Source organism: Rhizobium sp. CB3060 (assembly GCF_025200735.1).
Taxonomy (GTDB): domain Bacteria; phylum Pseudomonadota; class Alphaproteobacteria; order Rhizobiales; family Rhizobiaceae; genus Rhizobium.
This window is the reverse complement of record NZ_CP104158.1, coordinates 3221601-3247095: the sequence shown is the minus strand read 5'-3', so window position 1 is coordinate 3247095 and position 25495 is coordinate 3221601. Positions and strand designations below refer to the sequence as shown.

Here is a 25495-nt window from a genome sequence, read left to right as displayed (position 1 = left end):
CCCGTCATCGGCGGGCTACTTTTCGGCGGTTCAGACTGCGGCGGATTTCTCCAGCGCAGTCTCGAAGTCAGATAGATATTTACCGAGCAGCGTATTCAATGCTGCTTTTTCCTCCTCCGACAGACCAGAGACGAGACGGGTCTGCGTCTCGACATGGGCTGCCACCGCGCTGTCAATCAGCGCAAAACCCTTTTCGGTCAGCGATACCAGAAAGCTGCGGGCGTCTTCAGGGTTGACGCTGCGGGCAACGAGGCCAGCTTTTTCCAGTTGATCGATGCGATTGGTCATGGTGCCGGAGGTTACCATCATGGCGGCCATCAGATCGCTGGGGGAGAGGGCATAGGGCATTCCCGAGCGGCGCAGCGTCGCCAGCACGTCGAAGGTTGCGCGATTCAAGCCGAACTGCGCGAAAGTACGCTCCATCTCGCGGCCAAGATGGTGGGCTACGTTTCCGAGGCGGCCGATCAATCCCATCGGGGTGGTATCGAGATCGGGCCGCTCCCTTTTCCATTGGGCAAGAATCTTGTCGATGCGATCCATGCCCGGACATCGCCATGAAAATATCTTGACGTCAAGATATTTCAGATTATCTTGAGGTCAAGATAAATTCGGAAGTAAGACATGACGCGCAATTCCGATCTCTTGTTGACCGCCGTCTCGCCGGCGATCTGGGGCAGCACCTATCTTGTGACGACGGAACTTCTGCCGGCCGGCTATCCGCTGACGGTTGCCCTGTTGCGTGCGTTGCCCGCAGGGCTGCTTCTGCTCGCCATCGTGCGGCGGGTACCGCACGGCATCTGGTGGGTGAGATCGCTCGTCCTCGGCGCTCTGAATTTCTCCATCTTCTGGTGGATGCTGTTCATCTCCGCCTACCGGCTGCCGGGCGGCGTGGCAGCGACCGTCGGTGCGATCCAGCCGCTGATCGTCATCGTGCTGGCCCGCCTCTTGCTCGGCTCGCCGATCCGCGGCCTTTCTATCGTGGCGGCGCTTGCCGGCATTGTCGGCGTTGCGTTCTTGATCCTTACGCCGCGGGCAACGCTCGATCCCGTCGGCATTGCGGCCGGGGTCGGCGGCGCCGTCTCCATGGCGGCCGGTACCGTGCTCAGCCGGCGCTGGCGGCCCGATGTCTCGCCGCTCACCTTTACTGCCTGGCAGTTGACCGCTGGCGGCTTGCTGTTGCTGCCTTTCGCCATGATGATGGAGCCGCCGCTTCCTCTTCCGACCGCCGCCAATATTCTGGGCTTTGCCTATCTCGGCCTGATTGGAGCGGCGCTCACCTATATTCTCTGGTTTCGCGGCCTGTCGCGCCTGGAACCATCCGTCGTCTCGCCGCTCGGCTTTCTCAGTCCCATGACCGCCGTGATCCTCGGCTGGGGTGTGCTGGACCAACAGCTCAGCGCAATTCAGATTCTGGGCATCGCCATCGTGCTTGGCAGCGTCTGGCTGAGCCAGCGCGCGCAGCAGCTTCCTTCTGCCGGGAAATCAGCGTCCGCCAATCCGGCAATCGCGTCGGAACGATAGAGTCCGGTGACGGGAATCCGATCAGTGCTTCGTCCATCGAGACAAACAAAAAAGGCGGCTCGAAAGCCGCCTTTGTCGGTTATCTGAAATCAATCAGTTCCATTCGCGAATATCGACGAAGTGACCGGCGATTGCCGCTGCCGCTGCCATAGCCGGCGAGACCAGATGGGTGCGGCCCTTGAAGCCCTGGCGGCCTTCGAAGTTGCGGTTCGAGGTGGAGGCGCAGCGCTCGCCCGGCTTCAGGCGGTCATCGTTCATGGCGAGGCACATGGAACAGCCCGGCTCGCGCCAGTCGAAGCCGGCGGCCTTGAAGATCTTGTCGAGGCCTTCGGCTTCCGCCTGTTCCTTCACAAGACCGGAGCCCGGAACGATCATCGCGTCGACGGTGGATGCCACCGTCTTGCCTTCGACGACCTTGGCGACGGCGCGCAGGTCCTCGATGCGGCCGTTGGTGCAGGAGCCGATGAAGACGCGATCGATGTTGATCTCGGTCATCGGAGTGCCCGGCTTCAGGCCCATGTAGTCGAGGGCGCGCCACTTGGAAGCGCGCTTGGTCTCATCCTGGATCTCGTCCGGGTTCGGAACGATGCCCTGCACAGAGACGACGTCTTCCGGCGACGAACCCCAGGAGACAATCGGCGGCAGGGCGGCAGCGTTGAGCACGACGACGCGGTCGTAATGCGCGCCTTCGTCGCTCTGCAGCGTCTTCCAGTAGGCGATCGCCTGCTCCAGTGCTTCACCCTTCGGCGCGCGCGGCTTGCCCTTGATATATTCGAAGGTCGTGTCGTCCGGCGCGATCAGGCCGGCGCGGGCGCCGCCTTCGATCGACATGTTGCAGATCGTCATGCGGCCTTCCATCGACAGCGCGCGGATCGCTTCGCCAGCATATTCGATGACGTAGCCGGTGCCGCCGGCAGTGCCGATCTCGCCGATGATGGCGAGGATGATGTCCTTGGCAGTGACGCCCTCCGGCAACTGGCCGTCGACGCGCACCAGCATGTTCTTCGCCTTCTTCTGGATCAGCGTCTGTGTGGCGAGCACATGCTCGACCTCGGAGGTGCCGATGCCGTGCGCCAGGGAGCCGAAGGCGCCGTGGGTGGACGTATGGCTGTCACCGCAGACGATGGTCATGCCGGGCAGGGTGAAACCCTGCTCAGGGCCGATGATGTGGACGATGCCCTGACGCTTGTCGTTTTCGGAGTAATATTCCACGCCGAATTCAGCCGCGTTCTTGGCGAGCGCCTCGACCTGGATGCGGCTTTCCTCGTTCTTGATGCCGAGATGGCGATCAGCAGAGGTCGGAACGTTATGGTCGACGACGGCCAGCGTCTTTTCCGGGGCGCGAACCTTACGGCCGCTCATGCGCAGGCCTTCGAAAGCCTGCGGCGACGTCACTTCATGAACGAGGTGACGGTCGATGTAGAGAAGACAGGTGCCGTCGTCCTGGCTGTCGACGAGATGATCATCCCAGATTTTGTCGTAAAGGGTGCGTGGAGCGCTCATGGCTACAGATCCATATTGCATTGTCGAAAATGGGGGTGACGGATCAGGACCGCCGGCCTCGGGAGTGATCAGCGAAGTCGGCTGTTGAGCGCGCCCGAAATCATCGCAAAGAATCGGGCCGGCAGGCGCTTATGGTCCTGCAGCACGAAAGCCGTGACGAGCTGTCCGTCTTTGCTCATGATCTTTGTCATGCCGATGCTCATACCAATTTTCAAAACCTTCGGCAATGGTGGCGATAGGGTGGTGTTGGGTGGGCCGACGTTTGGCCGCAGCCATCACACTTGCGCATCCGGCGGCTGGCCAGGCGCCATGCGGCGGAAGGCGGAGCGATCGCCGCCCGAACGCCGGCGCATCCAGGCTTCGAGCTGCCGCAGCAATAGCGACAGGCCAATCGTCAGCAACAGGTAGATGAAAGCGAGGATCGACAGCGTTTCGAAGTAGCGGAAATTGGCCGAGTAATAGAGCTTGGCAAGCTGGCTGATATCGGCAACGCCCAGCACGGACACCAGCGAGCTGTCCTTCACCATCGCGATGAAGTCGTTGGACAGCGGTGGCAGGATCACGCGGATCGCCTGCGGAAAGACGACGAGGCGGAAACGCTGGAAGCGGGTGAGGCCTAGCGCCTTTGCCGCTTCGATCTGGCCCTGGTCGACGGCTTGAATGCCGGCGCGGAAGATCTCGGCGATGAAGGACGAATAGCCTATCGTCAGCGCGATGATCGTGCGCCAGACGAACGGCACGTCGCGGACGACAAGCGGGCTTGTCCAGCCGGCGGAAATCAACGGGGAAATGATGAAGTTATAAACGGCGACGAAGGCCGGTGTGCCAACGAAGGCGACGTAGGAGAGCAGCACGAGCATCGGGATGCCGCGCACGATCTCGATATAGAAGCGCGCCGCCTGCCGCAGCACGAGGAAGTCCGACAGGCCAAGCAGCGCAAGCCCAAGGCCGAGCAGCATGGCAAGCGTAAAGGCCACCAGCGTCACGAAGATCGTGACGCCGATGCCGTTGAGCAGAAGAGAGAAGATCTGGGCGTAGAGGCCGTTTGCCGCGATTGCAAAGGAAATGACGACGCCGAGTATGGCAAGGGCGATCAACCACCAGGGAAAGTCATCCTTGCCGGGGTGCCCGCCCAGGCCTGTCAATGGTGCCATCAGAGCGGGCTTCCAGTATATCGATCTGCAGGGTTCATTGGCCCATCTTGTAGTCGAGGAACCACTTCTTGTTCAGGGCGTCGAAGGTGCCGTCGGCCTTCAGGCTGGCGATGGCGGCATTGATCGGAGCGACGAGATCGGAGCCTTTCTGGAAGATGAAGCCGAAATCCTCGGTGCCGAGAGGATCGCCGATCAGCTTCAATCCGCCGTTTGAAGCGTCGACGTAACCCTTGCCTGCCGTGCCGTCGGTCAGCACCAGATCGACATCGCCGGTCTTCAGCGCCTGCACGGTCGCGCCGAAGGTTTCGAAGGTCTTGATGCGCGGGTTCTGCTCGTTGCCGTCGAGGACTTCATAGACGGCGGTGTAGAAGGGGGTCGTGCCCGGCTGCGCGCCGATCAGGCCTTCCTTGAAGGCGGCGAAGCTCTTGGCATCGGTGAAGCGCTTCTCGTCGCCGCGCACCAACATGAACTGCTGCGAGCGCATATAGGGATCGGAGAAGTCGACCTTCTGCTTGCGGTCTTCCTTGATGGTAATGCCGGTCATGCCGATGTTGTACTGGCCTTCGGAGACGGCCTGGATCATCGCATCCCAGCTCGTGTTCTGGTACTCGACCTTGAAGTTCAGCCGCTTGGCGATCTCGTTCATCGCGTCATATTCCCAGCCGATCGGCTTGCCGGACTTGGGGTCGACGAATTGCAGCGGCGGATAGGCATTCTCAGTGACGACGACCACGGTCTTGCCGTTCAGGTTCGGCAGATCGGCGGCGAAAGAAGCAAATGGTGCAAGCACGAGGGCGGTCAGGCCCAAAAGAAACGAACGACGGAATGTCATGGAAATCTCCCCGGATAGCGCAACGGAAAATTGTCATAATTAGAAAGCGAATGGCAAGGCTATTGCCATGGTCGCGACGATAAAAACAGAAAAGCCTCTCCAAAGCTCGTGGTTTGCGGGGAATTTTCCTTCTCGTCCCTTTATCTCCTTCGCAACAAAAAAGGCGACCCGAAGGCCGCCTTGATCTCTGCAATCCAAGAGGAAAGCTTATTCTGCTGCCGGTTCCGCGGCGGCTGCAGCGGCTTCGGCTGCTGCCTTTGCTTCGGCGGCTTCTGCTGCTGCCTTCTCGGCTGCGAGAGCCTGAGCTGCGGCAACCTTTTCAGCTTCAATGCGAGCCTTTTCATCGGCCAAAGCCTGGCGCTCGGCATCGTTGAGCTTGCGAGCGCGCGTGCCGGTGTTTTCAACGATACGGGCAGCCTTACCGCGCAGGTCGCGCAGGTAGTAGAGCTTGGCGCGACGGACCTTACCGCGGCGAACGACTTCGACGCTTTCGATCAGCGGCGAGTAAACCGGGAATACGCGCTCGACGCCTTCGCCGTAGGAGATCTTGCGAACCGTGAAGTTTTCCTGCAGACCGCCGCCGGAGCGGGCAATGCAAACGCCTTCATAGGCCTGAACGCGGGTACGGTTGCCTTCCGTGACCTTCACGTTGACGCGGACGGTATCGCCGGCCGAAAACTCGGGAAGGGTACGCTTGGCTTCGATCTTGGCGGCCTGTTCGGCTTCCAACTGCTGAATGATGTTCATGTTATCAACCTCTTTGTTGGTTCAACAGCCAGAGCGCTCCGAATGGTCTATCCTTGGTCGAGCCTCGGATATCTGCCAATAAAGGCAGGAGCGAATACGTCTGCTTTTCTTTGCTGGTTGATGGGAAATTTCCCATGCCGGGCGCGCACATATCCTATTGTCGCGGCTTTGTCACCCCTTGTCGGGGAATTTCATGAGCGAGACGTCGCTTTTGACGGAATCCGCTCCTTGCGCTGACTAAAAAACAAGCTGGTGTCCGAAGGGTTTAAATAATTGTCAAAATTCGCGTCGTGCTGCACACTTATTTCTTCAGGGGAGCTAAGAAAAGAGGCAGTCATGACAGTGAATAATCCATCGCCCTTGCTCTACAACGAGGATCTGGCGCCAGCCGAGGAGCGAAAGTGGGGAGCTTTCAGCATTTTCAACGTCTGGACCTCGGACGTCCATAGTCTATGGGGCTATTATCTTGCCGCCAGCCTTTTTCTGCTCTGCGGCAGCTTCATCAACTTCGTCATCGCCATCGGCATCGGTTCGCTAGTGATCTTCTTCTTCATGAGCCTAGTGGGCAATGCTGGCGTCAAGACCGGCGTACCGTTCCCGGTGCTGGCGCGTGCTTCGTTCGGCACATTCGGCGCCAATCTGCCGGCGCTTGTGCGTGCCGTCGTCGCCTGCTTCTGGTATGGCGCGCAGACGGCCGCCGCCTCGGGCGCGATCGTCGCGCTCCTGATCCGCAATGACACTATCCTGGCCTTCCATCAGAACAGCCATATGCTCGGCCACTCCACGCTGGAAGTCATCTGCTATGTCGTCGTATGGGCCTTGCAATTGCTGATCATTCAGCATGGCATGGAGACCGTGCGCAGGTTCCAGGATTGGGCCGGTCCTGCGGTCTGGGTGATGATGCTTATCCTCGCCGTCTATCTGGTGGTGAAGTCCGGCACTTTCTCCTTCGGTGCCGAAATTCCGCGGGATGTGCTGCTCGACAAGACCAAGGACGCCGGCGTACCGGGTGAACCCGGCAGCTTTGCCGCGCTCGCTGCGGTCGCTGCGACCTGGATCACCTATTTCGCGGCGCTCTATCTGAACTTCTGCGATTTCTCGCGCTATGCCACGGACACGAAAACCCTGCGCAAAGGCAATCTCTGGGGTCTGCCGATCAACCTTTTGGCTTTCTGCCTCGTTGCGGGCGTGACGACGACGGCAGCATTTGCCGTCTATGGCGACGTGCTGCTGCATCCGGAAGCGATCTCGGCAAAATTCGACAGTTGGTTCCTGGCCTTGCTGGCGGCGCTCACCTTCGCGGTGGCGACGCTCGGCATCAACGTCGTGGCGAATTTCGTATCACCGGCCTTCGACTTCGCCAATGTCTTCCCCAGGCTCATCAGCTTCAAGCGCGGCGGTTATATCGCGGCCTTGATTGCGCTGGTGCTTTATCCCTTCGCGCCGTGGGAGACGGGTGCCGCGCACTTCGTCAACTTCATCGGCTCCACCATGGGCCCGATCTTCGGCATCATGATGGTCGACTATTATCTGATCCGCAAAGGTCAGCTAAACGTCGAGGCGCTTTATCAGGAGAATGGCGAGTTCGAGTTCCAGGGCGGTTGGCACGTCAACGCTTTAATTGCCTTCGTCATTGGCGGCCTGTTCTCATCGATCCTGCCGACCTTCACTAGCATTCTGCCGGATTGGTGGGGAACCTATGGCTGGTTCTTCGGCGTCGCTATCGGCGGAGCGGTCTACTACGTGCTCAGGATGCGCAGCGCGCCGGCCGCCGCCGCCTTGCAGAAGTAGCATCGGATGCCATGAAGCTTCGATCCGCCACTCCTGAAGTGGCGGATCAGGCAATCCGGCTGTACGTTTTCGCCGAGTCGCGGCAGCAACTCACGTCGGTAGCGGTCTGCCGGCCTGTTCGCTGATCATGTACTCGGCGTACCAATTCGGCCAATCCTCATCACGCTGGCCGCCGGTCCGCTTCTCATGCTCGCCATGCGCCATCTCGGCACGGCGGAGCGCGCTGGCAAGCTCAGTCTGTGAAATGAACGTCGTAGCGTTCGCATCCACGCGTCCGGGCAATCTCGCCGTGATCTCCTGCAATAGCCAGCCGTTGCCGTCCGGATCGTTGAACGAGACGAACGAGCGGTAGCTGCGATGCTCGGGATCGCGACCGCCGACCCGGAGCCGCCCGAACAGGTAGGGCTCGTCCGCGCCTGTGTAGACGCCGCCGGCGTCGTGGAACACCTCGCTAACTTCGGCGCCGCGGTCGAGCAGCTCCTTGCGGGCGGCCTCGATGTCGGAGACGATCAGGTACAGTCCCTTAGCGGAACCGGGTGCTGCTGCGGTCACGTTCTTGCCGAAGATGACAGAACACCCGGAGCCCGGCGGCGTAAACTGGATGACGCGGTAGCCGCCATCGTCGGAGGCGAAATCGGCGTCGCGCCTCCAACCCAGCCCGTCATAAAAGCGCTTGGCCCGATCGACATCTGACACAGGGATGACGACAATCTCGAACTTCATGTCAACGGTATTGCTCATGCTCAGCTCCTTAGGTTTGGATGCCTTGAGGGTAGTGACACATGTACAAATGAAGCGCTGGGATCATAGCGGGGACAGGCGGTCGGATCAATTATCCCGATGTATTAGCGAGAAATATGCTACCTTTGATTGTGTAAAATTTCGAATGTTCGACGAGGTTTGGCCAGGCGCCTTCGTCGTCTGTGGCTGCTATTTCTTAGGGGGCTGATCAAGCAAATCCGGCCGACGTTCCCTGGTCAGTGTCTCCGCCTCTTGCCTCTGCCATTTGGCGATGGCGCCATGGTTGCCGGATGTAAGTACCGCCGGAATCTCGCGTCCTTCCCAAACCTGGGGCCGCGTGTACTGCGGATGCTCGAGCAGGCCGCCTTCGAAGCTCTCGTGCAGGCCGGAAAGATCGTTGCCCATGACGCCGGGCAGGATGCGGACGACGGCGTCGAGCAGGATCAGCGCTGCCGGCTCACCGCCGGAGAGAATGTAATCGCCGATCGAGACCTCTTCGAGATTGCGCCCGTCGATCACTCGCTGGTCGACGCCCTCGAAACGGCCGCAGACGATGATGACGCCGTTGCCGGCGGCGAGTTCCCGAACGCGGTTCTGTGTCAGCGGTTTTCCGCGCGGGCTCATCAGCAGGCGCGGACGGTCGTCGTTTTCGGAGGCGTGGTCGATGGCGCGGGCAAGCACATCCGGCTTCAGCACCATGCCGGCACCGCCGCCGGCGGGCGTATCATCGACGGTGCGATGCTTGTCGGTGGCGAAATCGCGGATCTGCACGGTGTCCAGCGACCACTGCCCGCGCTCCATCGCCTTGCCGGCAAGAGACGCGCCGAGATGGCCAGGAAACATCTCGGGGTACAGTGTCAGGATGGTTGCCCGGAAACTCATGGCCGGGTCATTTCTTTGTCTTGCCGGGCCGCTTCGGTGGCTTGCCGGTGAAATCATCGGGGTTGTCGATCAAGCCTGCAGCCATCGGGTCGATCAGGATCTTGCCGCCTTCAAGGTCGATTTCCAGCACGGCGGCTTCGGAAAAGGGGATGAGCACGGGGCGTTTGCCCGGCCCCTTAAGCTCGAGCAGGTCGCCGGCGCCGAAATCATAGATGCCGCTGACCGTGCCGTAGCCGGTGCCTTTGTCGTCCACCGCTTCCAGGCCTTCGAGATCGGCATAGAAGAACTCGTCGTCCTCCAGCTCGTCATCGGGCAGGTTGTCACGCTCGATATAGAGTTCCAGCCCATTCAGCGCCTCGGCGGCATTGCGGTCGTTGACGCCGCGAAAGCGGACGATCACCACGTTCTTGGCTTCGCGGATTTCCAGCACCTCGAAGCTGCGGCCGTCGAGGCTGTGCAGATGGCCGTAATCACCGAGCGCTGTGGGATCGGAAGTAAACGCGCGGGCGCGCACTTCGCCTCTCAGGCCCTGCGCGGCGCCGATGGTGGCCATCAATACCGGGTTTTCAAGTTTCGTCATGGTCCTGTGCCGACTGCAGAAGATCGATTGCGTTCTCTCATAAGGTGAACGCTCGCCGATGGAAACAAAAAACGGGCGGCATGTTGCCATGCCACCCGTTTCAAATCGTCGTTACGGCCGATTATTCAGCAGCAGCGGCGGCGTCAGCGGCCTTCTGTGCCTTTTCAGCGGCACGCTCCTGGGCGCGCTTGCCCGGCTTTGCCTTTTCCGGGTTGTTCTTGGCTTCGCGCGTTGCGATGCCGGCTTCGGCGAGGAAGCGCAGAACGCGGTCGGTCGGCTGGGCGCCGTGGTCGAGCCAATGCTTGATGCGCTCGGCCTTGAGTTCAACGCGTTTGGCGTCGTCCTTGGCGAGCATCGGGTTCCAGGAGCCGAGGGTCTCCAGGAAGCGGCCGTCGCGCGGCGAGCGGGCGTCGGCTACGACGACGTGGTAGTACGGACGCTTCTTGGAGCCACCGCGGGCGAGACGAATTTTCAGTGCCATGTTAATTCTCCTTAGGCTTTTCTTGACCGCTTCGTTTGGGCGGTATGGTCATTTGCCGTTGCTGAGATCAGCAGCGATCTGTTCATGATGCCGGATGACTTCCTTGATGACGAAGTTCAGGAACTTCTCGGCGAAATCCGGGTCCAGATTTGCGTCCTTTGCCAGGTGGCGCAGGCGTTCGATCTGGTATTCCTCGCGCGCCGGATCGGCCGGCGGCAGATTGTACTTGGCCTTCAGCACGCCGACTTCTTTCGTGCAGCGGAAGCGTTCGGCCAGCATGTGCACCAGTGCTGCATCGATATTGTCGATCGACTGGCGGTAGTTGCCCAGTTGGGCTTTGACGTCTGGATCAATCATGGGGTCTGCGATCCTTCTCACTTCTTCTTCGGCAAACCGGGCAGTCCCGGCAAACCACCGCCGAGGCCGGGGAGCTTGGCGCCGCCGAGACCCGGCAAACCGCCACCGCCGCCAAGACCGGACAATCCGCCCGGCATACCGCCGAGACGTCCGAGACCAGCGGCTTCCGCCTGCTTCTGCAGGGCTTCCAACTGCTTGGGATCGATGTTCGACAGGTCAGGCATTCCACCCATGCCGCCGCCGAGGCCCATCTTGCCCGCAAGGCCGCCCATGAGCTGCTTCATCACGCCGCCTTTGCCCTTGCCGCCCATCATCTTCATCATGTCCGCCATCTGGCGGTGCATCTTCAGAAGCTTGTTGATGTCGGCGGCGTCGGTGCCGGAGCCGGCGGCGATGCGCTTCTTGCGGGAGTGTTTCAGGAGATCGGGATTGGCGCGCTCCGCCTTCGTCATCGAGGAGATGATGGCGAGCTGGCGACCGAAAAGCTTATCGTTGAGGCCTGCGGCGGCCATCTTGTCCTTCATGCCGGCCATGCCGGGCATCAGGCCCATGATGCCGCCCATGCCGCCCATCTTCTGCATCTGCTTGAGCTGGTCGGCCAGGTCGTTCAGATCGAATTTGCCCTTGGCCATCTTGGCAGCCATGGCGGCTGCCTTCTCGGCGTCGATATTCTCCGCGGCCTTTTCAACCAAAGAGACGATGTCGCCCATGCCGAGAATGCGGTCGGCGATACGGCGCGGATGGAATTCCTCCAGCTCGCCCATCTTTTCGCCGACGCCGATCAGCTTGATCGGCTTGCCGGTGACGGCGCGCATTGAAAGGGCGGCACCGCCGCGGCCGTCGCCGTCCATGCGGGTCAGCACGAGGCCAGTGATGCCGACGCGCTCATCGAAATTGCGGGCGAGGTTGACGGCGTCCTGACCGGTCAAGCTATCGGCGACCAGCAGGATTTCGTGCGGGTTGGATTTCTTCTTGATGTCCGCCATCTCGACCATGAGCGGCTCGTCGATATGCGTACGGCCGGCGGTATCGAGGATGACGATGTCGTGGCCGCCGAGCCTTGCTGCCTGCACGGCGCGCGCTGCGATATCGGTCGGCGACTGGCCGGCGATGATCGGCAGGGTGTCGACGCCCGTCTGAACGCCGAGCTGGCGCAACTGCTCCTGCGCGGCCGGACGGCGCGTGTCGAGCGAGGCCATCAGGACCTTCTTGCGGTCGCGGCTCGTCATGCGGCTGGCGATCTTGGCGGTCGTAGTGGTCTTACCGGAGCCCTGCAGACCGACCATCATGACGACGACCGGGGCCGGCGCGTTGAGGTCGATGCCGACGCCTTCGCCGCCAAGCATTTCGATCAGTTCGTCATGGACGATCTTGACGACCATCTGGCCGGGCTTGATCGACTTCAGGATCTCGGCGCCTACGGCCTTTTCACGGACGCGATCGGTAAAGGAGCGTACGACATCCAGCGCCACGTCGGCTTCCAACAGCGCGCGGCGAACCTCGCGAAGTGCTGCGGAAACATCGGCTTCCGAAAGCGCGCCGCGGCCTGTCAGTCCATTCAAAATGGAACCAAGACGGTCCTGGAGGTTTTCAAACATCAGTTCTTCCTTATCGATCGCTTGGGATTTGGACTTGCGCAACTTGCGCGGTTCCTCACCCGAAAACGTCGTGCTTTTCCATGACGAAAACAAGACGCAAAGCCAAAAAGCACCCGAGGGCGCATCGCGCTGTCGGGTGTTGACCTCCGGGATCTCTTTATACCTTAACGGGTCCCGGTCGGTGGCTCGGAGGCTTGTGCTCGTCGCAGATGGCGGGGATAAACAGGAAACGGGTGGGAAAGTCAAGCCGAGAGGGCGGAAAGGCTTTCAAAAGCCTGATGTTTGACCCACATCTGGGCAAACAGAAAAATCCAACGGCGCATTCATGACAGACAAATCCGGCTCCCGGAAGGCATCGAACCCCTATTATCAAGGCCCAATCTCCGATCATTTCGACGGGCTACGCTTCTTCAATCCGGACGGCGTGGAGCCGGGCAGTTTCGGTGACCTGTTGAAATGGAAACTCGGCGGCGGTCGCGCGCGCTGGCCTCGTCCGGTCGTCAGCCTGTTCCCGCCGGCGAGGCCCGACAAACGTGTCTTCGGCGACTCATTGCGGGTGACCATGATCGGACACGCCTCGATTCTGATCCAGGCGGCCGGTCTCAATATATTGACCGATCCGGTGTGGTCTGAGCGCGTGAGCCCTTTCACCTTCATCGGACCCAAGCGAGCGGTTCCGCCCGGCATCCGGTTCGAAGACCTGCCGCCGATCGATCTCGTGCTGGTCTCGCACAATCATTATGACCATCTCGATCTCGCAACGCTGAAGCGGCTGCACGAGGCACATGGGCCGAAAATCCTGACGCCGCTCGGCAACGATGCCATTATCCGCCGTGGGGCGCCAGATGCTCGGATTACGGCGATGGATTGGGGCGATCGCATCGCCATCACCAACGGGGTGACCGTCGACGCCGAGCCCTGCCATCACTGGTCGGCACGCGGCGCCGGCGACCGCCGCATGGCGCTCTGGGCCGCCTTCGTCATCACGACCCCTGCTGGGAAGATCTACCATATCGGCGACACCGGCTTTCATCGCGGCGTCAACTATGAGGCGGCGCGGCAAAAACATGGCGGCTTCCGCCTCGCCATCCTGCCTTTCGGCGCCTACGAGCCGCGCTGGTTCATGAAAGGTCAGCATCAGAACCCGGCGGAAGCAGTGCAAGGCATGAAGCTCTGCAACGCTGCCCACGTCGCCGGCCACCATTTCGCGACCTTCCAGCTCACGGACGAAGCGATCGATGCGCCGGTGAAGGCGTTGGATGCGGCGCTCCGGGAGTACGGCGTGGAGGCGGATCGGTTCAGGCCGCTGAGGGCGGGGGAAGTATTTGATGTGCCCCCGATATTTTGAGGAATAGCTTGCCCACTGGTAATTCCCCCGCATTTCCGCCATATACAGCTCGAAAACACGGACGGACCTACCACCATGAGCAATACGGTCGAATTCGCGCGGATGAACGGGCTTGGCAACAAGATCCTGGTTGTCGACATGCGCGGCCGGAAAGATGTGGTGACGGCGGCGGCGGCGATTGCGCTGAATGCCGATCCGGCCACTGAGTTCGATCAGATCATGGCGATCCACGATCCGAAGGCTCAAGGCACCGACGCCTGGATCGATATTCTGAATTCCGACGGCACCAATGCGCAGGCTTGCGGCAACGGCACGCGCTGCGTCGTGCAAGCGCTGGCTGCCGAGAACGGCAAGAAGATGTTCACCTTCCAGACCGTCGCTGGCATCCTGAATGCCGTCGAGCATGAGGATGGCACGATTTCGGTCGATATGGGCAAACCGGTCTTTGCGTGGGACAAGATTCCGCTCGCGGAAGAATTTGCCGATACGCGCCGCATCGAGCTGCAGATCGGGCCGATCGACAATCCTGTCCTGCATTCGCCCTCCGCCATGTCGATGGGCAATCCGCATGCGATCTTCTGGGTGGACAAGGACCCGATGTCCTTCGATCTCGCCCGCTTCGGGCCGCTGCTCGAAAACCATCCGATGTTTCCCGAGCGCGCCAATATCACGCTGGCACAGGTGCTTTCGCCGACCACGCTGCGCACGCGCACCTGGGAACGCGGCGCGGGCCTGACGCTTGCCTGCGGCTCGGCTGCCTGTTCGGCCGCCGTCAGCGCGGCGCGCACGGGCAGAACAGGCCGCAAGGTGACGATCGATGTCGCCTCTGCCCCGGCGCCGAGCCAACTCACCATAGAATGGCGGGAAAGCGACGATCACGTCGTCATGACCGGCCCTGCGGAATGGGAATGGTCTGGCTCCGTCGATCCTACGACGGGGAGCTGGCGGCGCGATCCGGAGCAGGGGGCTCAGGCGCGGTGAGCGGGGTCGAGGTCATCACCTTCGGCTGCCGTCTCAACACCTATGAATCCGAAGTGATGAGGTCGCAAGCAGAAGCCGCCGGGCTCAACAATGCCATCCTGGTCAATACCTGCGCCGTTACCGGCGAGGCCGTGCGCCAGGCGCGCCAGGCGATCCGCCGGGCCCGGCGCGACAATCCGCATGCCCGCATCATCGTCACCGGCTGCGCCGCGCAGACGGAAAAGCAGACCTTTGCCGAGATGGCCGAAGTGGACGCCGTTCTTGGCAATGAGGAAAAGCTGACGAGCGCTTCCTATCGCGCGCTGCCGGATTTCGGCGTTTCGGCCGAAGAGAAGCTGCGCGTCAACGACATCATGAGCGTGCGGGCGACCGCGCCGCAGATGATCAGGCATATCGACGGGCATGTGCGCGCCTTCATCCAGGTGCAGAACGGCTGCGACCATCGCTGCACCTTCTGCATCATCCCCTATGGGCGCGGCAATTCCCGATCCGTGCCGATGGGCGCGGTGGTGAGCCAGGCGCGCAGTCTGGTCGAAAGCGGTTACCGCGAAATTGTCCTGACCGGCGTCGATGCCACCAGCTACGGCGCCGACCTGCCAGGCCAGCCGACGCTTGGCCTTCTGGCGAAGACGCTGCTAAAGCAGATCCCCGAGATCCGCCGCCTGCGGCTGTCCTCGATCGACAGCATTGAGGCCGACCAGCATCTGATGGATCTGATCGCCGACGAGCCGCGTTTCATGCCGCATCTGCATCTGTCGCTGCAGCATGGCGACGACATGGTCCTGAAGCGGATGAAGCGGCGGCACTCACGCGCCGATGCTATCAGTTTTATCGAGGATGCCCGTCGCCTCCGGCCGGAGATGAGCTTTGGCGCAGATATGATCGCCGGTTTTCCGACCGAAACGGAAGCGATGTTCGAAAATGCCATCAGCCTGGCGGAAGAAGTGGGCATTGCGCATCTGCATGTCTTTCCCTACAGCCCGCGTCCCGGCACGCCCGCCGCGCGGATGCCTCAGCTCGACCGCGCACTGATCAAGGAACGCGCTGCACGGCTGCGCTTGGCTGGACAAAAACTGCATCAGTCCCATCTCGACTCCATGGTCGGCACGCGGCAATGGCTGCTCGTGGAGAATAACGGGCTGGCGCATACGGAAAACTTCACGCTTGTCGCAGCCCCAAGCCTCAGGCCGCGCGACCTTGTGCAGGTGGCAATCACCGGCCACAATGGCAAGCATCTCGACATGCAACTTGCGGCCGCCGACGCGGCCTGATCCTACTCGCTCACGGAATTTTCATGGCGCTCAATTTCATCAAAAAAGTCTTCACCTTCGGCCGCGAAAAGTCGGCGGAAGAGCAGGCGCCGGAAGAGGTTTTGCCGAAGGTTGAAGCGACCGTTCCGGAGCCTGAAGTACTGCCTGCTGCGGACGTTTCACCGGCTTCGGAGTTTGCCGAACCTGCGCTACCCCCCTCTGTCCCTACGAGTCATCTCCCCCTCAAGGGGGAAGATTGGTTGGAGGACGCCGTGCCGCCGGAGCAAAAAGAGCAGACTGACCGTCAAGCAGACGTTAGCGCTGAGCTGAATGCGCAGGTGATCGAAGCCGAGGAAGCTTCGTCAGCAGAGTATCCTGTCGCGACCGAAGCCAGTGATGTACTGGATGAGACCGCCTCCGAAACAATCTCCCCCCTTGAGTGGGAGATGCCCGACAGGACAGAGGGGGGTAACGAAGCTTCGGCCGGTTCGGAGTTCTCGTCGGAAAGCACCGAAACTTCCGTCGCCACTCCCATCCTCCCCAAAGGTTTCACCAGCGCCGCCGACGCCCCCGTACCAGCCCCCGAAGCTCCAAAGCAAAAGCTGTCCTGGTTCCAGCGCCTGCGCGCCGGTCTTGCGCGCACCTCGTCGCAGCTCACCGGCCAGATCACGGCGCTTTTCACCAAGCGCAAGCTCGACGACCAGACCCTGCAGGATCTGGAAGACCTCTTGATCCAGGCCGATCTTGGCGTCGAGACCGCGATGCGGGTCACCGATACGCTGGCCTCGGAACGCTACGGCAAGGATGTGACCGGCGAGGATGTCAGCCGGATCATGGCGCAGGAAATCGCCAAGGTGCTGAAGCCGGTCGCCAAGCCGTTGCAGCTCGATCTCAGCCATAAGCCGCATGTCATCCTCATCGTCGGCGTCAACGGCACCGGCAAGACGACGACGATCGGCAAGCTGGCGTCGAAACTGTCCGGTGCCGGGCTGAAGGTCATGGTGGCTGCCGGCGATACCTTCCGTGCCGCGGCGATCGAGCAGTTGAAGATCTGGGCCGACCGCACCAAGTCGGAATTCATCGGCACCAAGCTCGGTGCCGACGCCGCCGGACTTGCCTATGATGCCTTCCAGCAGGCTAAGGCCAGCAAGAGCGATGTGCTGATCATCGACACCGCCGGCCGTCTGCAGAACAAGGCGGAGCTGATGGCGGAGCTGGAAAAGATCGTCCGCGTGCTCGGCAAGCTCGATCCGGACGCGCCCCATACCGTGCTGCAGACGCTAGATGCGACCACCGGCCAGAATGCATTGAACCAGGTGGAAATCTTCCGCAATATCGCAGGGGTCAACGGGCTGATCATGACCAAGCTCGACGGCACGGCGCGCGGCGGCATTCTGGTGGCCATCTCTGCCAAGCACAAGCTGCCGGTCTATTTCATCGGTGTCGGCGAGGGTGTAGACGATCTCGAGCCGTTCGAGGCCGAGGATTTTGCCCAGGCCATCGCCGGGATCAGTCAATGAACGACAAGACCAAATTCGATGATAGTGAAAGTGCCGCGATGACGACCAGCGACAGTGATCTCACCCCAAGTGCTGCCGACAAGCATCATCCGATGCTGAAGCTGGTGCTGGAACTCGGGCCGCTGCTGGTGTTCTTTTTCGGCAATCTGCGTGGCGAGTGGCTGGTGCAGCATTTTCCGCAGCTCGCAGCGCTCGGTGGTCCGCTCTTCGTCGCCACCGGCCTGTTCATGGCGGCAACGGTGATCTCGCTTGTCGTCTCGAAGGTCATGCTCGGCCATTTGCCGCTGATGCCCTTCGTCTCCGGCATCGTCGTTGTCACTTTCGGCGCGCTCGGCATCTATTTGCAGAACGAGACCTTCATCAAGATGAAGCCGACCATCATCAACGCGCTGTTTGGCGTGGTGCTGCTCGGCGGGCTCGCGTTCGGCAGATCGCTGCTCGGCTACGTCTTCAACGCCGCCTTCCAGTTGGACAGCGAGGGCTGGCGCAAGCTCACGATGCGCTGGGGCATCTTCTTCCTGTTTCTCGCCGTGCTCAATGAAATCGTCTGGCGTGGGTCGAACTGGTATTACCTGCCGGATGTTAAAGCCGCGGACAATCTTTGGGTTCTGTTCAAGGTCTGGGGTACGATGCCGATCACCATCCTCTTTACCCTGTCGCAAATGCCGTTGATCATGAAGCACACGGTCAATCCGCCGGCGGAAGCCGAATAATGACGGCGCTTGCGGACGCCAAAAATCGTTATCGGCAACAGAGCTTCTGGTTCATTGCCTGTGCGGTAGTTCTGTTCGTCCAGATCGTCGCGGAATATATGATGGGCCGGGTGCCGATCTGCACCTGCGGCTATGTCAAGCTCTTCGAACCCGCCGTGAAATCCAGCGGCAATTCGCAGCATATCGCCGACTGGTATACGCCGTCGCACCTCATTCACGGCTTCCTGTTCTTCGGGCTGACGCATCTGATCATGCGCCGCAAGCCGCTGTCGATGCGCCTGTTCGTCGCCATGCTGATCGAGTCCGGCTGGGAGCTGCTTGAGAATTCGCCGATCATCATCAATCGCTACCGCACGGCGACGATCTCGCTCGATTATTTCGGTGACAGCATTCTGAATTCGGCGATGGACGCGGTGTTCATGGTCGTCGGCTTCCTGTTCGCGTGGCGCGCGCCGGTCGCGCTGACCATCGTGATCGCCATCTTCTTCGAGCTGCTCACCGGCTGGCTGATCCGCGACAATCTCACGCTGAATATCATCATGCTGGTCTGGCCGGTCGAGGCGATCAAGACCTGGCAGGGCGGGCTTTAACCCGCCGCAGATTTGATGAATTCTACACGCAATTCCCGCCAAAAATCGCCATAAAGTTGCATCTAAATGTCTTGGTGCTGCAATGAATGGCGCAGCAGTCATGATCTTGCGGGGGCTGGATGTCGGGCATTGTCGTTGCAACTTTATTGGCGGTGATCTCGTCGAAGTCATCGGTGGGTTTTTCCGATGGCAGTCAGTTGCTGGCCGATTGCCGCGGCTCACGGCAGTTTGCCAACGGCTATGTGATCGGCTGGTTGGATAAATGGAATCGTGATGAGTACATCGCGCGCCGGGGCATCGCAGAGTCGATCCCCAATGCGCGCGCCATGACCAACTGGGCGTATTTCGGCGGTTCGGTCGGTATAGACGTCTGCATTCCGGCCAATGTCGATACCAAGAAAATCAGCAATATGATTTGCGATTTCCTCATTCAAAACCCGTCGCTTCAGGATGTGCCAGCGGAGGACATCATGAATACGTTCACCGGACTGAATTTCCCCTGCGACAGGAAATAGCTTCCTTCATCGCCGGGTGAGGTAATCCAGACCTGGCAGGACGGGCTTTAACCAATTTCGGATTCGGCGACACGTTCGAGGCGAGCTGGCCTCGTGGCCCCCCGTGGTTCGAGGCCTTGTTTCCTGCTGCCTCTCCTCGACGAGGTGAGGTGTTTATAGCGCAGCCCTTCCCTGAGCTTTCGCTATGGCCGGATAGAGCCCCTCTTTGAGGCTGGTGGCGGTAAACGGGCCGACCTGCTTGTAGAGGATCGTGCCGTCGGGGGCGACGAGGTAGGATTCGGGAATGCCGTAGACGCCCCAGTCGATGGCGGCCGAACCGTTCGGGTCGATGCCGATGGCGCTATAGGGATTGCCGAGTTCGCCGAGGAAACGCAGGGCGTTTTCACCCGTGTCCTTGTAGTTGATGGCGACGATATTCAGTCGTCCGTCCTTGGCAAGGTCTTTCAAGACAGGATGTTCTTCGCGGCAGGGGAGGCACCAGGAGGCGAAGACGTTGACCAGCGTCAGCTTGCCCCGGATAGCGCTGTCGGTCAGTGCGGGTAGATTGGAGCCTTCGAGCGGCGCCAGCGCCAGCGTCGGGGCTTTTGTGCCGATCAGGGCCGAGGGGATCGCGGAAATATCGGTGCCGTGGACTTCCTGGTCGTACATCACCTTGCCGACGGCAAAGGCGATGCAGGCAAAGACGATCAGCGGAATGAGAGCCAGCAGATAGCGGCCGCTGCTACCCGATTTCGCCTTGTTGCCTTCTTCGGTTTCCAGGCTCATTTCGTCTTGCCTTCCGGTGCGCGCTGCGACCGGCGACGGATGCCGGAGGCTTCGAGCGCGGCGATTTCCTTGCGGCGCAGGCGCCCGTCGAACCATGTCCAGGCGATGACGGCGATGATCATGGCGGCGGTAAAGCCATAGGAGCCGTAGACGTAGAAGGGATGTGTCATGCTATTCCTCCCGGGCGGCCATGCGGGCGGCGAGACGGCGTTGCGCGGCAATGCGGCGACGCCAGATCTCGTTGCGGATCGCCATCAGATGCAGCGTGAAGAACAGCAGCGTGAAGGCAAGCGCCATGGTGAAGAGCGGCCATAGGAATTCTGCATCGATGGTCGGGCCACCGAGGCGCATGACGCTTTCGGACTGATGCAGCGTGTTCCACCAGTCGACCGAGAATTTGATGATCGGAATGTTGATGAAACCGACAAGGATCAGCACGGCGCTGACGCGCGCTGCCTTCGACGGATCGTCCATGGCGCGGTTCAGCGCGATCAACCCGAGATACATCAGGAAGAGGATGAAAACCGAAGTGAGGCGGGCATCCCAGACCCAATAGGTGCCCCACATCGGCTTGCCCCAGAGCGAGCCGGTGACGAGGGCAACAAGGGTAAAGGCGGCGCCGAGCGGCGCGGCGGCCTTGGCAGCGACGTCCGCAAGCGGATGGCGCCAGACCAGCGTGCCGATCGCAGACATGCTCATGATCGTATAGCACATCATCGACAGCCAGGCGGCCGGCACATGGATATACATGATGCGGACGGTATCGCCCTGCTGGTAATCGCCTTCGGTCGAGAAGGAGAGATAAAGGCCGATCGCGAAGAGTATGGCTGATATGGCCGCCAGCCAGGGAATAAGACGCGCCGAAAACGCCAGGAACCGGGTCGGGTTGGCGAGGTCGGAAAATCGGCTGATCGCGGGGCTCATATCGCTCATTTCGCCTGTTTAAACCGATATCGTTTATACGGCAATCGATCGCATTGTCTCGGGCCGATCAATCCGTCGTGTGGCGTAAAGCGAGGGCAGCCGCTGTCGGGCCGAGCACGGCGAAGAATAAGGTCAGTGCCATCAGGATCAGGAAGGGCGGCAGGAAGGGTTGAGGACCTTCGACGGCGGCATAGGTGGCGCTGACGCCGAAGATCAGCACGGGAATGGTCAGCGGCAGCACCAGGATCGACACTAGCAGCCCGCCACGCGGCAGGGCGACGGCGACGGCGGCGCCGACCGCGCCGATGAAGGTGATGGCCGGCGAGCCGACAAGCAAAGTCAGGGCCGTCGCGCCGATCGCCATCTCGTTCATATTCATGAAGAGGCCGAGCAACGGCGAGGCGATGACCAGCGGCAGGCCGGTCGCCGTCCAGTGCGCGGCGCATTTGGTGAGCACGGTCAGCACCAGTGGCGTTTCCTGCATCACCAGCAGATCGAGCGAACCGTCATCGCGTTCGGCCTGGAACAGGCGGTCGAGACCGAGCAGGGCTGACAGCAGCGCGCCGATCCAGACGATGGCCGGGCCGATGCGCGACAGCAGCTTGAGGTCGGGGCCGACGCCGAAGGGAATGACGGCGACAACGGTCAGAAAGAAGAGAATGCCGATGAGGGCGCCACCGCCGGCGCGGACCGAGAGTCTTAAGTCACGGAGGAAGAGGGCGGTCATACGGCGATTCCCTTGATTTCATTGTCAGTGGAGACACCAGTTTTGCCCCTCACCCTAGCCCTCTCCCCGCAGGCGGGGAGAGGGGACGACGCAGACTGCCGAACCCCTTCGTCCCGTAAAACGGGGAGAAGGTGGACTCGAGCGGTTACGCGTCGCGAAAAAGGACGGATGAGGGGTCGTGAGGGACGTAAAATCATCCCCACACCCCTTCGCTCACCCCGGCAAACCCCGTCATCCGCATTTCCTGTGTATTCGTAAGCCCCAGCGGCTGATGGGTCGCCGCCAATACGATCCCTCCCGCCTTCTGATGCGACGAGATGAGTTCCGCAAACAGCCGGTCCGCCGCGGCGTCCAGCGCTGCCGTCGGTTCGTCGAGGATCCAGATCGGGCGATAGGCGACCAGGAGTTTCGCAAAGGCGATTCGCCGCTGCTGGCCGGCCGAGAGATAGCCGAAGGGCAGGTGGGTAATGCCGGCAAGGCCGACGGCGTCCGCGGCTTCATCGATATCCAAACCAGAGCCGCCAGCCATGTCACCGAGAAAGATTTTCCAGAAGCCGAGATTTTCGGCCACGGTGAGCTCGGATTTCATCGCATTGCGATGGCCGAGGTAGTGGCTGACCTCGCCCGCCGGCCGGTCCGATTCGCCCTTGGAATCGGTGAAGGCGACGCGGCCTTTTTCCTGTTTGAGGAGGCCTGCGACGACCCGCAGAAGCGTTGATTTTCCCGAGCCGTTGCGGCCGGTCAGAATCAGGGCCTCGCCATTACTCAAGCTAAAGGAAACATTCGCGAAAATCAGGTCTTCGCCCCGCCTTGCGGCCAGGTTTTCAGCGCTTAGATGCATCCGCTCAGGCTTTCCCCGTTTTCGTTGCCGCAGTGCGCAAAAAATTGTCCAAATTTGCGCTCCGCCACTCTGGCAAGTCTTTACGAAATTATCTATAAGACCCGCAACCACGCCAGCGGTCGGCGTGAATTTCATCCTTGCGCCGAACATAAGGTTTTCTGCCTTACGTGCGGACAGCGGAAATGGCCGTACCCGCATCCTGATGTGCATAAAGTGCATAGGCGTTCGCACGACTGTGTTGGCTATCAGAAACGGGGTATCTCGTGTCTAAATCTCTTGACAGTTTCAATTGTCGTTCCACGCTGACCGTGGACGGGAAAGACTATGTCTATTTCAGCCTGCCCAAGGCTGAGGCCAATGGTCTGCCCGGCGTTTCCAAGCTGCCTTACTCCATGAAGGTGCTTCTGGAAAACCTGCTGCGTTTTGAAGACGGGCAGTCGGTCACTAAGGATCATATCGTTGCGGTCGCCGAATGGCTGACCAACAAGGGTACCGTCGAGAACGAAATCGCCTATCGCCCGGCGCGCGTGCTGATGCAGGACTTCACCGGCGTTCCGGCCGTGGTCGATCTTGCGGCCATGCGCGACGCGATGGTCTCCCTCGGCGGCGATCCGGAAAAGATCAACCCGCTCGTCCCCGTCGACCTCGTCATCGACCACTCTGTTATCGTCGACGAATTCGGCACGCCGCAGGCTTTCGCCAAGAACGTCGAGCTGGAATACCAGCGCAATGGCGAGCGTTACCGCTTCCTGAAGTGGGGCCAGCAGGCATTCAAGAACTTCCGCGTCGTTCCTCCCGGCACCGGCATCTGTCACCAGGTCAACCTCGAATATCTCGGCCAGACCGTCTGGACCAAGGAAGAAGACGGCGAAACAATCGCCTATCCCGACACCTGCGTCGGCACCGATTCGCATACGACCATGATCAACGGCCTCGGCGTTCTCGGCTGGGGTGTTGGCGGTATCGAAGCCGAAGCCGCCATGCTCGGCCAGCCCGTCTCCATGCTGCTGCCGGAAGTCATCGGCTTCAAGCTGACCGGCAAGCTCAAGGAAGGCGTCACCGCGACCGACCTCGTGCTGACCGTCGTGCAGATGCTGCGCAAGAAGGGCGTCGTTTCCAAGTTCGTCGAATTCTTCGGCCCCGGCCTCGACAACATGCCGCTCGCCGACCGCGCCACCATCGGCAACATGGGTCCGGAATACGGCGCGACCTGCGGCTTCTTCCCGGTCGACAAGGAAACGTTGAACTATCTCAACATGTCCGGCCGCGCGAAGGATCGTATCGCGCTGGTCGAAGCCTATTCCAAGGCTCAGGGCATGTGGCGCGACAATGACGGTTCCGACCTCGTCTTCACGGACACGCTGGAGCTCGACCTCAACGACGTCGTCCCGTCGATGGCCGGCCCGAAGCGTCCGGAAGGCCGTATCGCGCTGGAAAACATCGCTTCCGGTTTCGCCACTTCGATGGACACCGAATACAAGAAGCCGAGCCAGCTTTCGAACCGCTATGCGGTCGAAGGCACGGATTTCGATCTTGGCCATGGTGACGTTGCGATCGCCGCTATCACCTCCTGCACCAACACCTCCAACCCGTCGGTGCTGATCGCTGCCGGCCTTCTTGCCCGCAACGCCGTTGCCAAGGGCCTGAAGACCAAGCCGTGGGTCAAGACCTCACTGGCACCGGGATCCCAGGTCGTCGGCGAATACCTCGCCAAGTCTGGCCTGCAGGCCGATCTCGACAAGCTCGGCTTCAACCTGGTCGGCTTCGGCTGCACCACCTGCATCGGCAATTCCGGCCCGCTGCCGGCGCCGATCTCGAAGACGATCAACGACAAGGGCTTGATCGTTTCCGGCGTTCTCTCCGGTAACCGCAACTTCGAAGGTCGTATCTCGCCTGACGTCCAGGCGAACTACCTGGCGTCCCCGCCGCTCGTCGTCGCCTACGCGCTCGCCGGCACGGTGCAGCTCGACCTGACGAAGGAGCCGATCGGCGAAGACCAGAACGGCAAGCCGGTCTATCTGAAGGACATCTGGCCGACCTCGCAGGAAGTCCAGGAATTCATCCTGAAATACGTCACCCGTGAGCTGTACGAAACCAAGTATGCCGACGTCTTCAAGGGCGACGCCAACTGGCAGGCCGTGCAGGTTCCTCCGGGCCAGACCTATGCCTGGGACGACGACTCGACTTACGTGCAGAACCCGCCTTACTTCGTTGGCATGGGCAAGACCGGCGCCGGTGTTTCCGACATCAAGGGCGCTCGCGTTCTCGGCCTCTTCGGCGACAAGATCACCACCGACCACATTTCCCCGGCCGGTTCGATCAAGGCTGCCTCGCCGGCCGGTTCCTACCTCATTGGCCATGGTGTCGGCGTTGCCGACTTCAACCAGTACGGTACGCGCCGCGGCAACCATGAAGTCATGATGCGCGGCACCTTCGCCAACATCCGCATCCGCAATCACATGCTCGGCCCGAACGGCAAGGAAGGTGGCTACACCATCCACTATCCGTCCAAGGAAGAGACCTCGATCTACGATGCGGCCATGCAGTACAAGGCCGAGGGCGTTCCGCTCGTCATCTTCGCCGGCGTCGAATACGGCAACGGCTCGTCGCGCGACTGGGCTGCCAAGGGCACGAACCTGCTCGGCGTGCGCGCCGTGATCGCCCAGTCCTTCGAGCGCATCCATCGCTCGAACCTGGTCGGCATGGGCGTCATCCCCTTCGTCTTCGAGGACGGCACCACCTGGGCCAGCCTCGGCCTGAGGGGCGATGAGACCGTGACCATCGAAGGTCTGGAACACATCAAGCCGCGCGAGCGCAAGATCGCCAAGATCACCTATGGCGACGGCACGGTGAAGGACATTCCGATCATCTGCCGCATCGATACGCTGGATGAAGTGACCTACGTCAACAATGGCGGCATCCTGCAGACCGTTCTGCGCGATCTCGCCGCTTAATTGACGTTTAGATCACCTATACACGCCGCCGGAGCATCTCTCCGGCGGCGTCTTGTTTTTCACGCCGATGTGTACGACGCTAATGGCTCCAGGCCTTCGTCTCACCCCTTCGTGACTTTGCGTCATCGTGCTTAGCTATTATCTCTTGTTTCAGATTTATCAGGCTTGATGAGGCCCTAC

Annotated in this window: 27 protein-coding genes; 10 read left to right on the top strand and 17 right to left on the bottom strand. The window is 60.9% G+C overall.

Going from position 1 to position 25495, the window contains the following annotated elements:
* Nucleotides 1-30: 30 nt before the first annotated feature.
* The gene (locus tag N2601_RS15705) at nucleotides 31-540 is read right to left on the bottom strand and encodes a MarR family winged helix-turn-helix transcriptional regulator (protein ID WP_104824673.1); all 510 of its coding nucleotides are present in this window, start codon (nucleotides 538-540) and stop codon (nucleotides 31-33) included.
* Nucleotides 541-621: 81 nt separating this feature from the next.
* Between N2601_RS15705 and N2601_RS15700 the strand changes: the two genes are divergently transcribed.
* A complete protein-coding gene (locus N2601_RS15700; RefSeq protein WP_104824672.1) occupies nucleotides 622-1521 on the top strand; it encodes an EamA family transporter in 900 nt (299 codons plus the stop codon).
* Between the two features lie 93 nt (nucleotides 1522-1614).
* On the opposite strand, the gene leuC is transcribed toward N2601_RS15700, so the two are convergent.
* From leuC to rplS, 5 genes are all read right to left on the bottom strand, one after another.
* Entirely contained in the window at nucleotides 1615-3024 is a 1410-nt protein-coding gene (leuC, locus tag N2601_RS15695) for a 3-isopropylmalate dehydratase large subunit (RefSeq protein ID WP_104824671.1), read from the bottom strand.
* Nucleotides 3025-3092: 68 nt separating this feature from the next.
* Nucleotides 3093-3215 carry a hypothetical protein gene (locus tag N2601_RS15690; RefSeq protein WP_260303993.1) on the bottom strand — a complete coding sequence of 41 codons (123 nt, stop codon included), beginning with the start codon at nucleotides 3213-3215 and terminating at the stop codon, nucleotides 3093-3095.
* 84 nt (nucleotides 3216-3299) lie between these two features.
* Complete coding sequence (locus N2601_RS15685) at nucleotides 3300-4178, bottom strand: amino acid ABC transporter permease (RefSeq protein WP_104824670.1); 879 nt, start codon at nucleotides 4176-4178, stop codon at nucleotides 3300-3302.
* A 34-nt stretch (nucleotides 4179-4212) separates the two neighbouring features.
* Entirely contained in the window at nucleotides 4213-5010 is a 798-nt protein-coding gene (locus N2601_RS15680; protein WP_104824669.1) for a basic amino acid ABC transporter substrate-binding protein, read from the bottom strand.
* A 207-nt stretch (nucleotides 5011-5217) separates the two neighbouring features.
* The gene (gene rplS, locus N2601_RS15675) at nucleotides 5218-5757 is read right to left on the bottom strand and encodes a 50S ribosomal protein L19 (RefSeq protein WP_104824668.1); all 540 of its coding nucleotides are present in this window, start codon (nucleotides 5755-5757) and stop codon (nucleotides 5218-5220) included.
* 336 nt (nucleotides 5758-6093) lie between these two features.
* On the opposite strand from rplS, the gene N2601_RS15670 reads away from it, so the two are divergent.
* Nucleotides 6094-7548 carry an NCS1 family nucleobase:cation symporter-1 gene (locus N2601_RS15670; RefSeq protein ID WP_104824667.1) on the top strand — a complete coding sequence of 485 codons (1455 nt, stop codon included), beginning with the start codon at nucleotides 6094-6096 and terminating at the stop codon, nucleotides 7546-7548.
* A gap of 90 nt (nucleotides 7549-7638) precedes the next feature.
* Here the strand turns inward: N2601_RS15670 and N2601_RS15665 are convergent, their stop codons facing one another.
* The 6 genes from N2601_RS15665 to ffh form a co-directional block, all read right to left on the bottom strand.
* Nucleotides 7639-8289, bottom strand: a complete 651-nt coding sequence (locus N2601_RS15665; RefSeq protein ID WP_104824666.1) for a VOC family protein — start codon at nucleotides 8287-8289, stop codon at nucleotides 7639-7641.
* A gap of 189 nt (nucleotides 8290-8478) precedes the next feature.
* Nucleotides 8479-9171: a tRNA (guanosine(37)-N1)-methyltransferase TrmD gene (gene trmD / locus N2601_RS15660; RefSeq protein WP_104824665.1), complete on the bottom strand. Its 693-nt coding sequence runs from the start codon at nucleotides 9169-9171 to the stop codon at nucleotides 8479-8481.
* Between the two features lie 7 nt (nucleotides 9172-9178).
* Entirely contained in the window at nucleotides 9179-9751 is a 573-nt protein-coding gene (gene rimM / locus N2601_RS15655) for a ribosome maturation factor RimM (RefSeq protein WP_104825250.1), read from the bottom strand.
* Between the two features lie 121 nt (nucleotides 9752-9872).
* The gene (gene rpsP, locus N2601_RS15650) at nucleotides 9873-10232 is read right to left on the bottom strand and encodes a 30S ribosomal protein S16 (protein ID WP_004107969.1); all 360 of its coding nucleotides are present in this window, start codon (nucleotides 10230-10232) and stop codon (nucleotides 9873-9875) included.
* A gap of 48 nt (nucleotides 10233-10280) precedes the next feature.
* On the bottom strand, nucleotides 10281-10589 hold the full coding sequence (locus N2601_RS15645) for a chorismate mutase (RefSeq protein ID WP_104824664.1): 309 nt from the start codon (nucleotides 10587-10589) through the stop codon (nucleotides 10281-10283).
* Between the two features lie 17 nt (nucleotides 10590-10606).
* Nucleotides 10607-12187 carry a signal recognition particle protein gene (ffh, locus tag N2601_RS15640; protein ID WP_104825249.1) on the bottom strand — a complete coding sequence of 527 codons (1581 nt, stop codon included), beginning with the start codon at nucleotides 12185-12187 and terminating at the stop codon, nucleotides 10607-10609.
* Between the two features lie 325 nt (nucleotides 12188-12512).
* Between ffh and N2601_RS15635 the strand changes: the two genes are divergently transcribed.
* The 7 genes from N2601_RS15635 to N2601_RS15605 all read left to right on the top strand — a co-directional run bounded on the left by N2601_RS15635 (nucleotide 12513) and on the right by N2601_RS15605 (nucleotide 19104).
* A complete protein-coding gene (locus N2601_RS15635; RefSeq protein ID WP_104824663.1) occupies nucleotides 12513-13535 on the top strand; it encodes an MBL fold metallo-hydrolase in 1023 nt (340 codons plus the stop codon).
* A 75-nt stretch (nucleotides 13536-13610) separates the two neighbouring features.
* Nucleotides 13611-14516 (top strand): diaminopimelate epimerase, encoded by a 906-nt coding sequence (gene dapF / locus N2601_RS15630; protein ID WP_104824662.1) that lies wholly within the window; start codon nucleotides 13611-13613, stop codon nucleotides 14514-14516.
* Nucleotides 14513-15787: a tRNA (N(6)-L-threonylcarbamoyladenosine(37)-C(2))-methylthiotransferase MtaB gene (gene mtaB / locus N2601_RS15625; protein ID WP_104824661.1), complete on the top strand. Its 1275-nt coding sequence runs from the start codon at nucleotides 14513-14515 to the stop codon at nucleotides 15785-15787. Before dapF ends, mtaB begins: the two co-directional genes overlap by 4 nt.
* Before the next feature lie 23 nt (nucleotides 15788-15810).
* Nucleotides 15811-17286: a signal recognition particle-docking protein FtsY gene (ftsY, locus tag N2601_RS15620; RefSeq protein WP_104824660.1), complete on the top strand. Its 1476-nt coding sequence runs from the start codon at nucleotides 15811-15813 to the stop codon at nucleotides 17284-17286.
* Nucleotides 17283-17999 (top strand): septation protein A, encoded by a 717-nt coding sequence (locus tag N2601_RS15615; RefSeq protein ID WP_104824659.1) that lies wholly within the window; start codon nucleotides 17283-17285, stop codon nucleotides 17997-17999. The genes ftsY and N2601_RS15615 overlap by 4 nt, the downstream gene beginning before the upstream one ends.
* Entirely contained in the window at nucleotides 17999-18589 is a 591-nt protein-coding gene (locus N2601_RS15610; protein WP_260303192.1) for a DUF2585 domain-containing protein, read from the top strand. Before N2601_RS15615 ends, N2601_RS15610 begins: the two co-directional genes overlap by 1 nt.
* Before the next feature lie 119 nt (nucleotides 18590-18708).
* A complete protein-coding gene (locus N2601_RS15605) occupies nucleotides 18709-19104 on the top strand; it encodes a Rap1a/Tai family immunity protein (RefSeq protein WP_104824658.1) in 396 nt (131 codons plus the stop codon).
* Between the two features lie 153 nt (nucleotides 19105-19257).
* Here N2601_RS15605 and N2601_RS15600 read toward each other — a convergent pair whose 3' ends face one another.
* The 5 genes from N2601_RS15600 to ccmA all read right to left on the bottom strand — a co-directional run bounded on the left by N2601_RS15600 (nucleotide 19258) and on the right by ccmA (nucleotide 22361).
* Nucleotides 19258-19869, bottom strand: coding sequence for a DsbE family thiol:disulfide interchange protein (locus tag N2601_RS15600; RefSeq protein WP_104824657.1), 612 nt, complete (start codon nucleotides 19867-19869; stop codon nucleotides 19258-19260).
* Nucleotides 19866-20039, bottom strand: coding sequence for a heme exporter protein CcmD (gene ccmD, locus N2601_RS15595; protein ID WP_104824656.1), 174 nt, complete (start codon nucleotides 20037-20039; stop codon nucleotides 19866-19868). Before ccmD ends, N2601_RS15600 begins: the two co-directional genes overlap by 4 nt.
* 1 nt (nucleotide 20040) lies before the next feature.
* Complete coding sequence (locus tag N2601_RS15590) at nucleotides 20041-20802, bottom strand: heme ABC transporter permease (protein WP_104824655.1); 762 nt, start codon at nucleotides 20800-20802, stop codon at nucleotides 20041-20043.
* A gap of 58 nt (nucleotides 20803-20860) precedes the next feature.
* Nucleotides 20861-21520, bottom strand: a complete 660-nt coding sequence (gene ccmB / locus N2601_RS15585) for a heme exporter protein CcmB (protein ID WP_104824654.1) — start codon at nucleotides 21518-21520, stop codon at nucleotides 20861-20863.
* Nucleotides 21521-21713: 193 nt separating this feature from the next.
* Nucleotides 21714-22361 carry a heme ABC exporter ATP-binding protein CcmA gene (ccmA, locus tag N2601_RS15580; RefSeq protein WP_104824653.1) on the bottom strand — a complete coding sequence of 216 codons (648 nt, stop codon included), beginning with the start codon at nucleotides 22359-22361 and terminating at the stop codon, nucleotides 21714-21716.
* Nucleotides 22362-22624: 263 nt separating this feature from the next.
* Between ccmA and acnA the strand changes: the two genes are divergently transcribed.
* A complete protein-coding gene (gene acnA / locus N2601_RS15575) occupies nucleotides 22625-25315 on the top strand; it encodes an aconitate hydratase AcnA (RefSeq protein WP_260303191.1) in 2691 nt (896 codons plus the stop codon).
* Nucleotides 25316-25495: the final 180 nt, after the last annotated feature.

Excerpts from the sequence above, each read along its gene's own strand:
- N2601_RS15680 (WP_104824669.1), bottom strand. The coding sequence starts at position 5,010 with ATGACATTCCGTCGTTCGTTTCTTTTGGGCCTGACCGCCCTCGTGCTT.
- N2601_RS15605 (WP_104824658.1), top strand. The coding sequence starts at position 18,709 with ATGTCGGGCATTGTCGTTGCAACTTTATTGGCGGTGATCTCGTCGAAG.
- leuC (WP_104824671.1), bottom strand. The coding sequence starts at position 3,024 with ATGAGCGCTCCACGCACCCTTTACGACAAAATCTGGGATGATCATCTC.
- N2601_RS15635 (WP_104824663.1), top strand. The coding sequence starts at position 12,513 with ATGACAGACAAATCCGGCTCCCGGAAGGCATCGAACCCCTATTATCAA.
- trmD (WP_104824665.1), bottom strand. The coding sequence starts at position 9,171 with ATGAGTTTCCGGGCAACCATCCTGACACTGTACCCCGAGATGTTTCCT.
- N2601_RS15700 (WP_104824672.1), top strand. The coding sequence starts at position 622 with ATGACGCGCAATTCCGATCTCTTGTTGACCGCCGTCTCGCCGGCGATC.
- N2601_RS15600 (WP_104824657.1), bottom strand. The coding sequence starts at position 19,869 with ATGAGCCTGGAAACCGAAGAAGGCAACAAGGCGAAATCGGGTAGCAGC.
- N2601_RS15665 (WP_104824666.1), bottom strand. The coding sequence starts at position 8,289 with ATGAGCAATACCGTTGACATGAAGTTCGAGATTGTCGTCATCCCTGTG.
- ffh (WP_104825249.1), bottom strand. The coding sequence starts at position 12,187 with ATGTTTGAAAACCTCCAGGACCGTCTTGGTTCCATTTTGAATGGACTG.
- N2601_RS15685 (WP_104824670.1), bottom strand. The coding sequence starts at position 4,178 with ATGGCACCATTGACAGGCCTGGGCGGGCACCCCGGCAAGGATGACTTT.
- rimM (WP_104825250.1), bottom strand. The coding sequence starts at position 9,751 with ATGACGAAACTTGAAAACCCGGTATTGATGGCCACCATCGGCGCCGCG.
- N2601_RS15610 (WP_260303192.1), top strand. The coding sequence starts at position 17,999 with ATGACGGCGCTTGCGGACGCCAAAAATCGTTATCGGCAACAGAGCTTC.
- N2601_RS15690 (WP_260303993.1), bottom strand. The coding sequence starts at position 3,215 with ATGACAAAGATCATGAGCAAAGACGGACAGCTCGTCACGGCTTTCGTG.
- rplS (WP_104824668.1), bottom strand. The coding sequence starts at position 5,757 with ATGAACATCATTCAGCAGTTGGAAGCCGAACAGGCCGCCAAGATCGAA.
- dapF (WP_104824662.1), top strand. The coding sequence starts at position 13,611 with ATGAGCAATACGGTCGAATTCGCGCGGATGAACGGGCTTGGCAACAAG.
- N2601_RS15615 (WP_104824659.1), top strand. The coding sequence starts at position 17,283 with ATGAACGACAAGACCAAATTCGATGATAGTGAAAGTGCCGCGATGACG.
- N2601_RS15590 (WP_104824655.1), bottom strand. The coding sequence starts at position 20,802 with ATGAGCGATATGAGCCCCGCGATCAGCCGATTTTCCGACCTCGCCAAC.
- N2601_RS15670 (WP_104824667.1), top strand. The coding sequence starts at position 6,094 with ATGACAGTGAATAATCCATCGCCCTTGCTCTACAACGAGGATCTGGCG.
- ccmA (WP_104824653.1), bottom strand. The coding sequence starts at position 22,361 with ATGCATCTAAGCGCTGAAAACCTGGCCGCAAGGCGGGGCGAAGACCTG.
- rpsP (WP_004107969.1), bottom strand. The coding sequence starts at position 10,232 with ATGGCACTGAAAATTCGTCTCGCCCGCGGTGGCTCCAAGAAGCGTCCG.
- ccmD (WP_104824656.1), bottom strand. The coding sequence starts at position 20,039 with ATGACACATCCCTTCTACGTCTACGGCTCCTATGGCTTTACCGCCGCC.
- ftsY (WP_104824660.1), top strand. The coding sequence starts at position 15,811 with ATGGCGCTCAATTTCATCAAAAAAGTCTTCACCTTCGGCCGCGAAAAG.
- N2601_RS15645 (WP_104824664.1), bottom strand. The coding sequence starts at position 10,589 with ATGATTGATCCAGACGTCAAAGCCCAACTGGGCAACTACCGCCAGTCG.
- N2601_RS15705 (WP_104824673.1), bottom strand. The coding sequence starts at position 540 with ATGGATCGCATCGACAAGATTCTTGCCCAATGGAAAAGGGAGCGGCCC.
- ccmB (WP_104824654.1), bottom strand. The coding sequence starts at position 21,520 with ATGACCGCCCTCTTCCTCCGTGACTTAAGACTCTCGGTCCGCGCCGGC.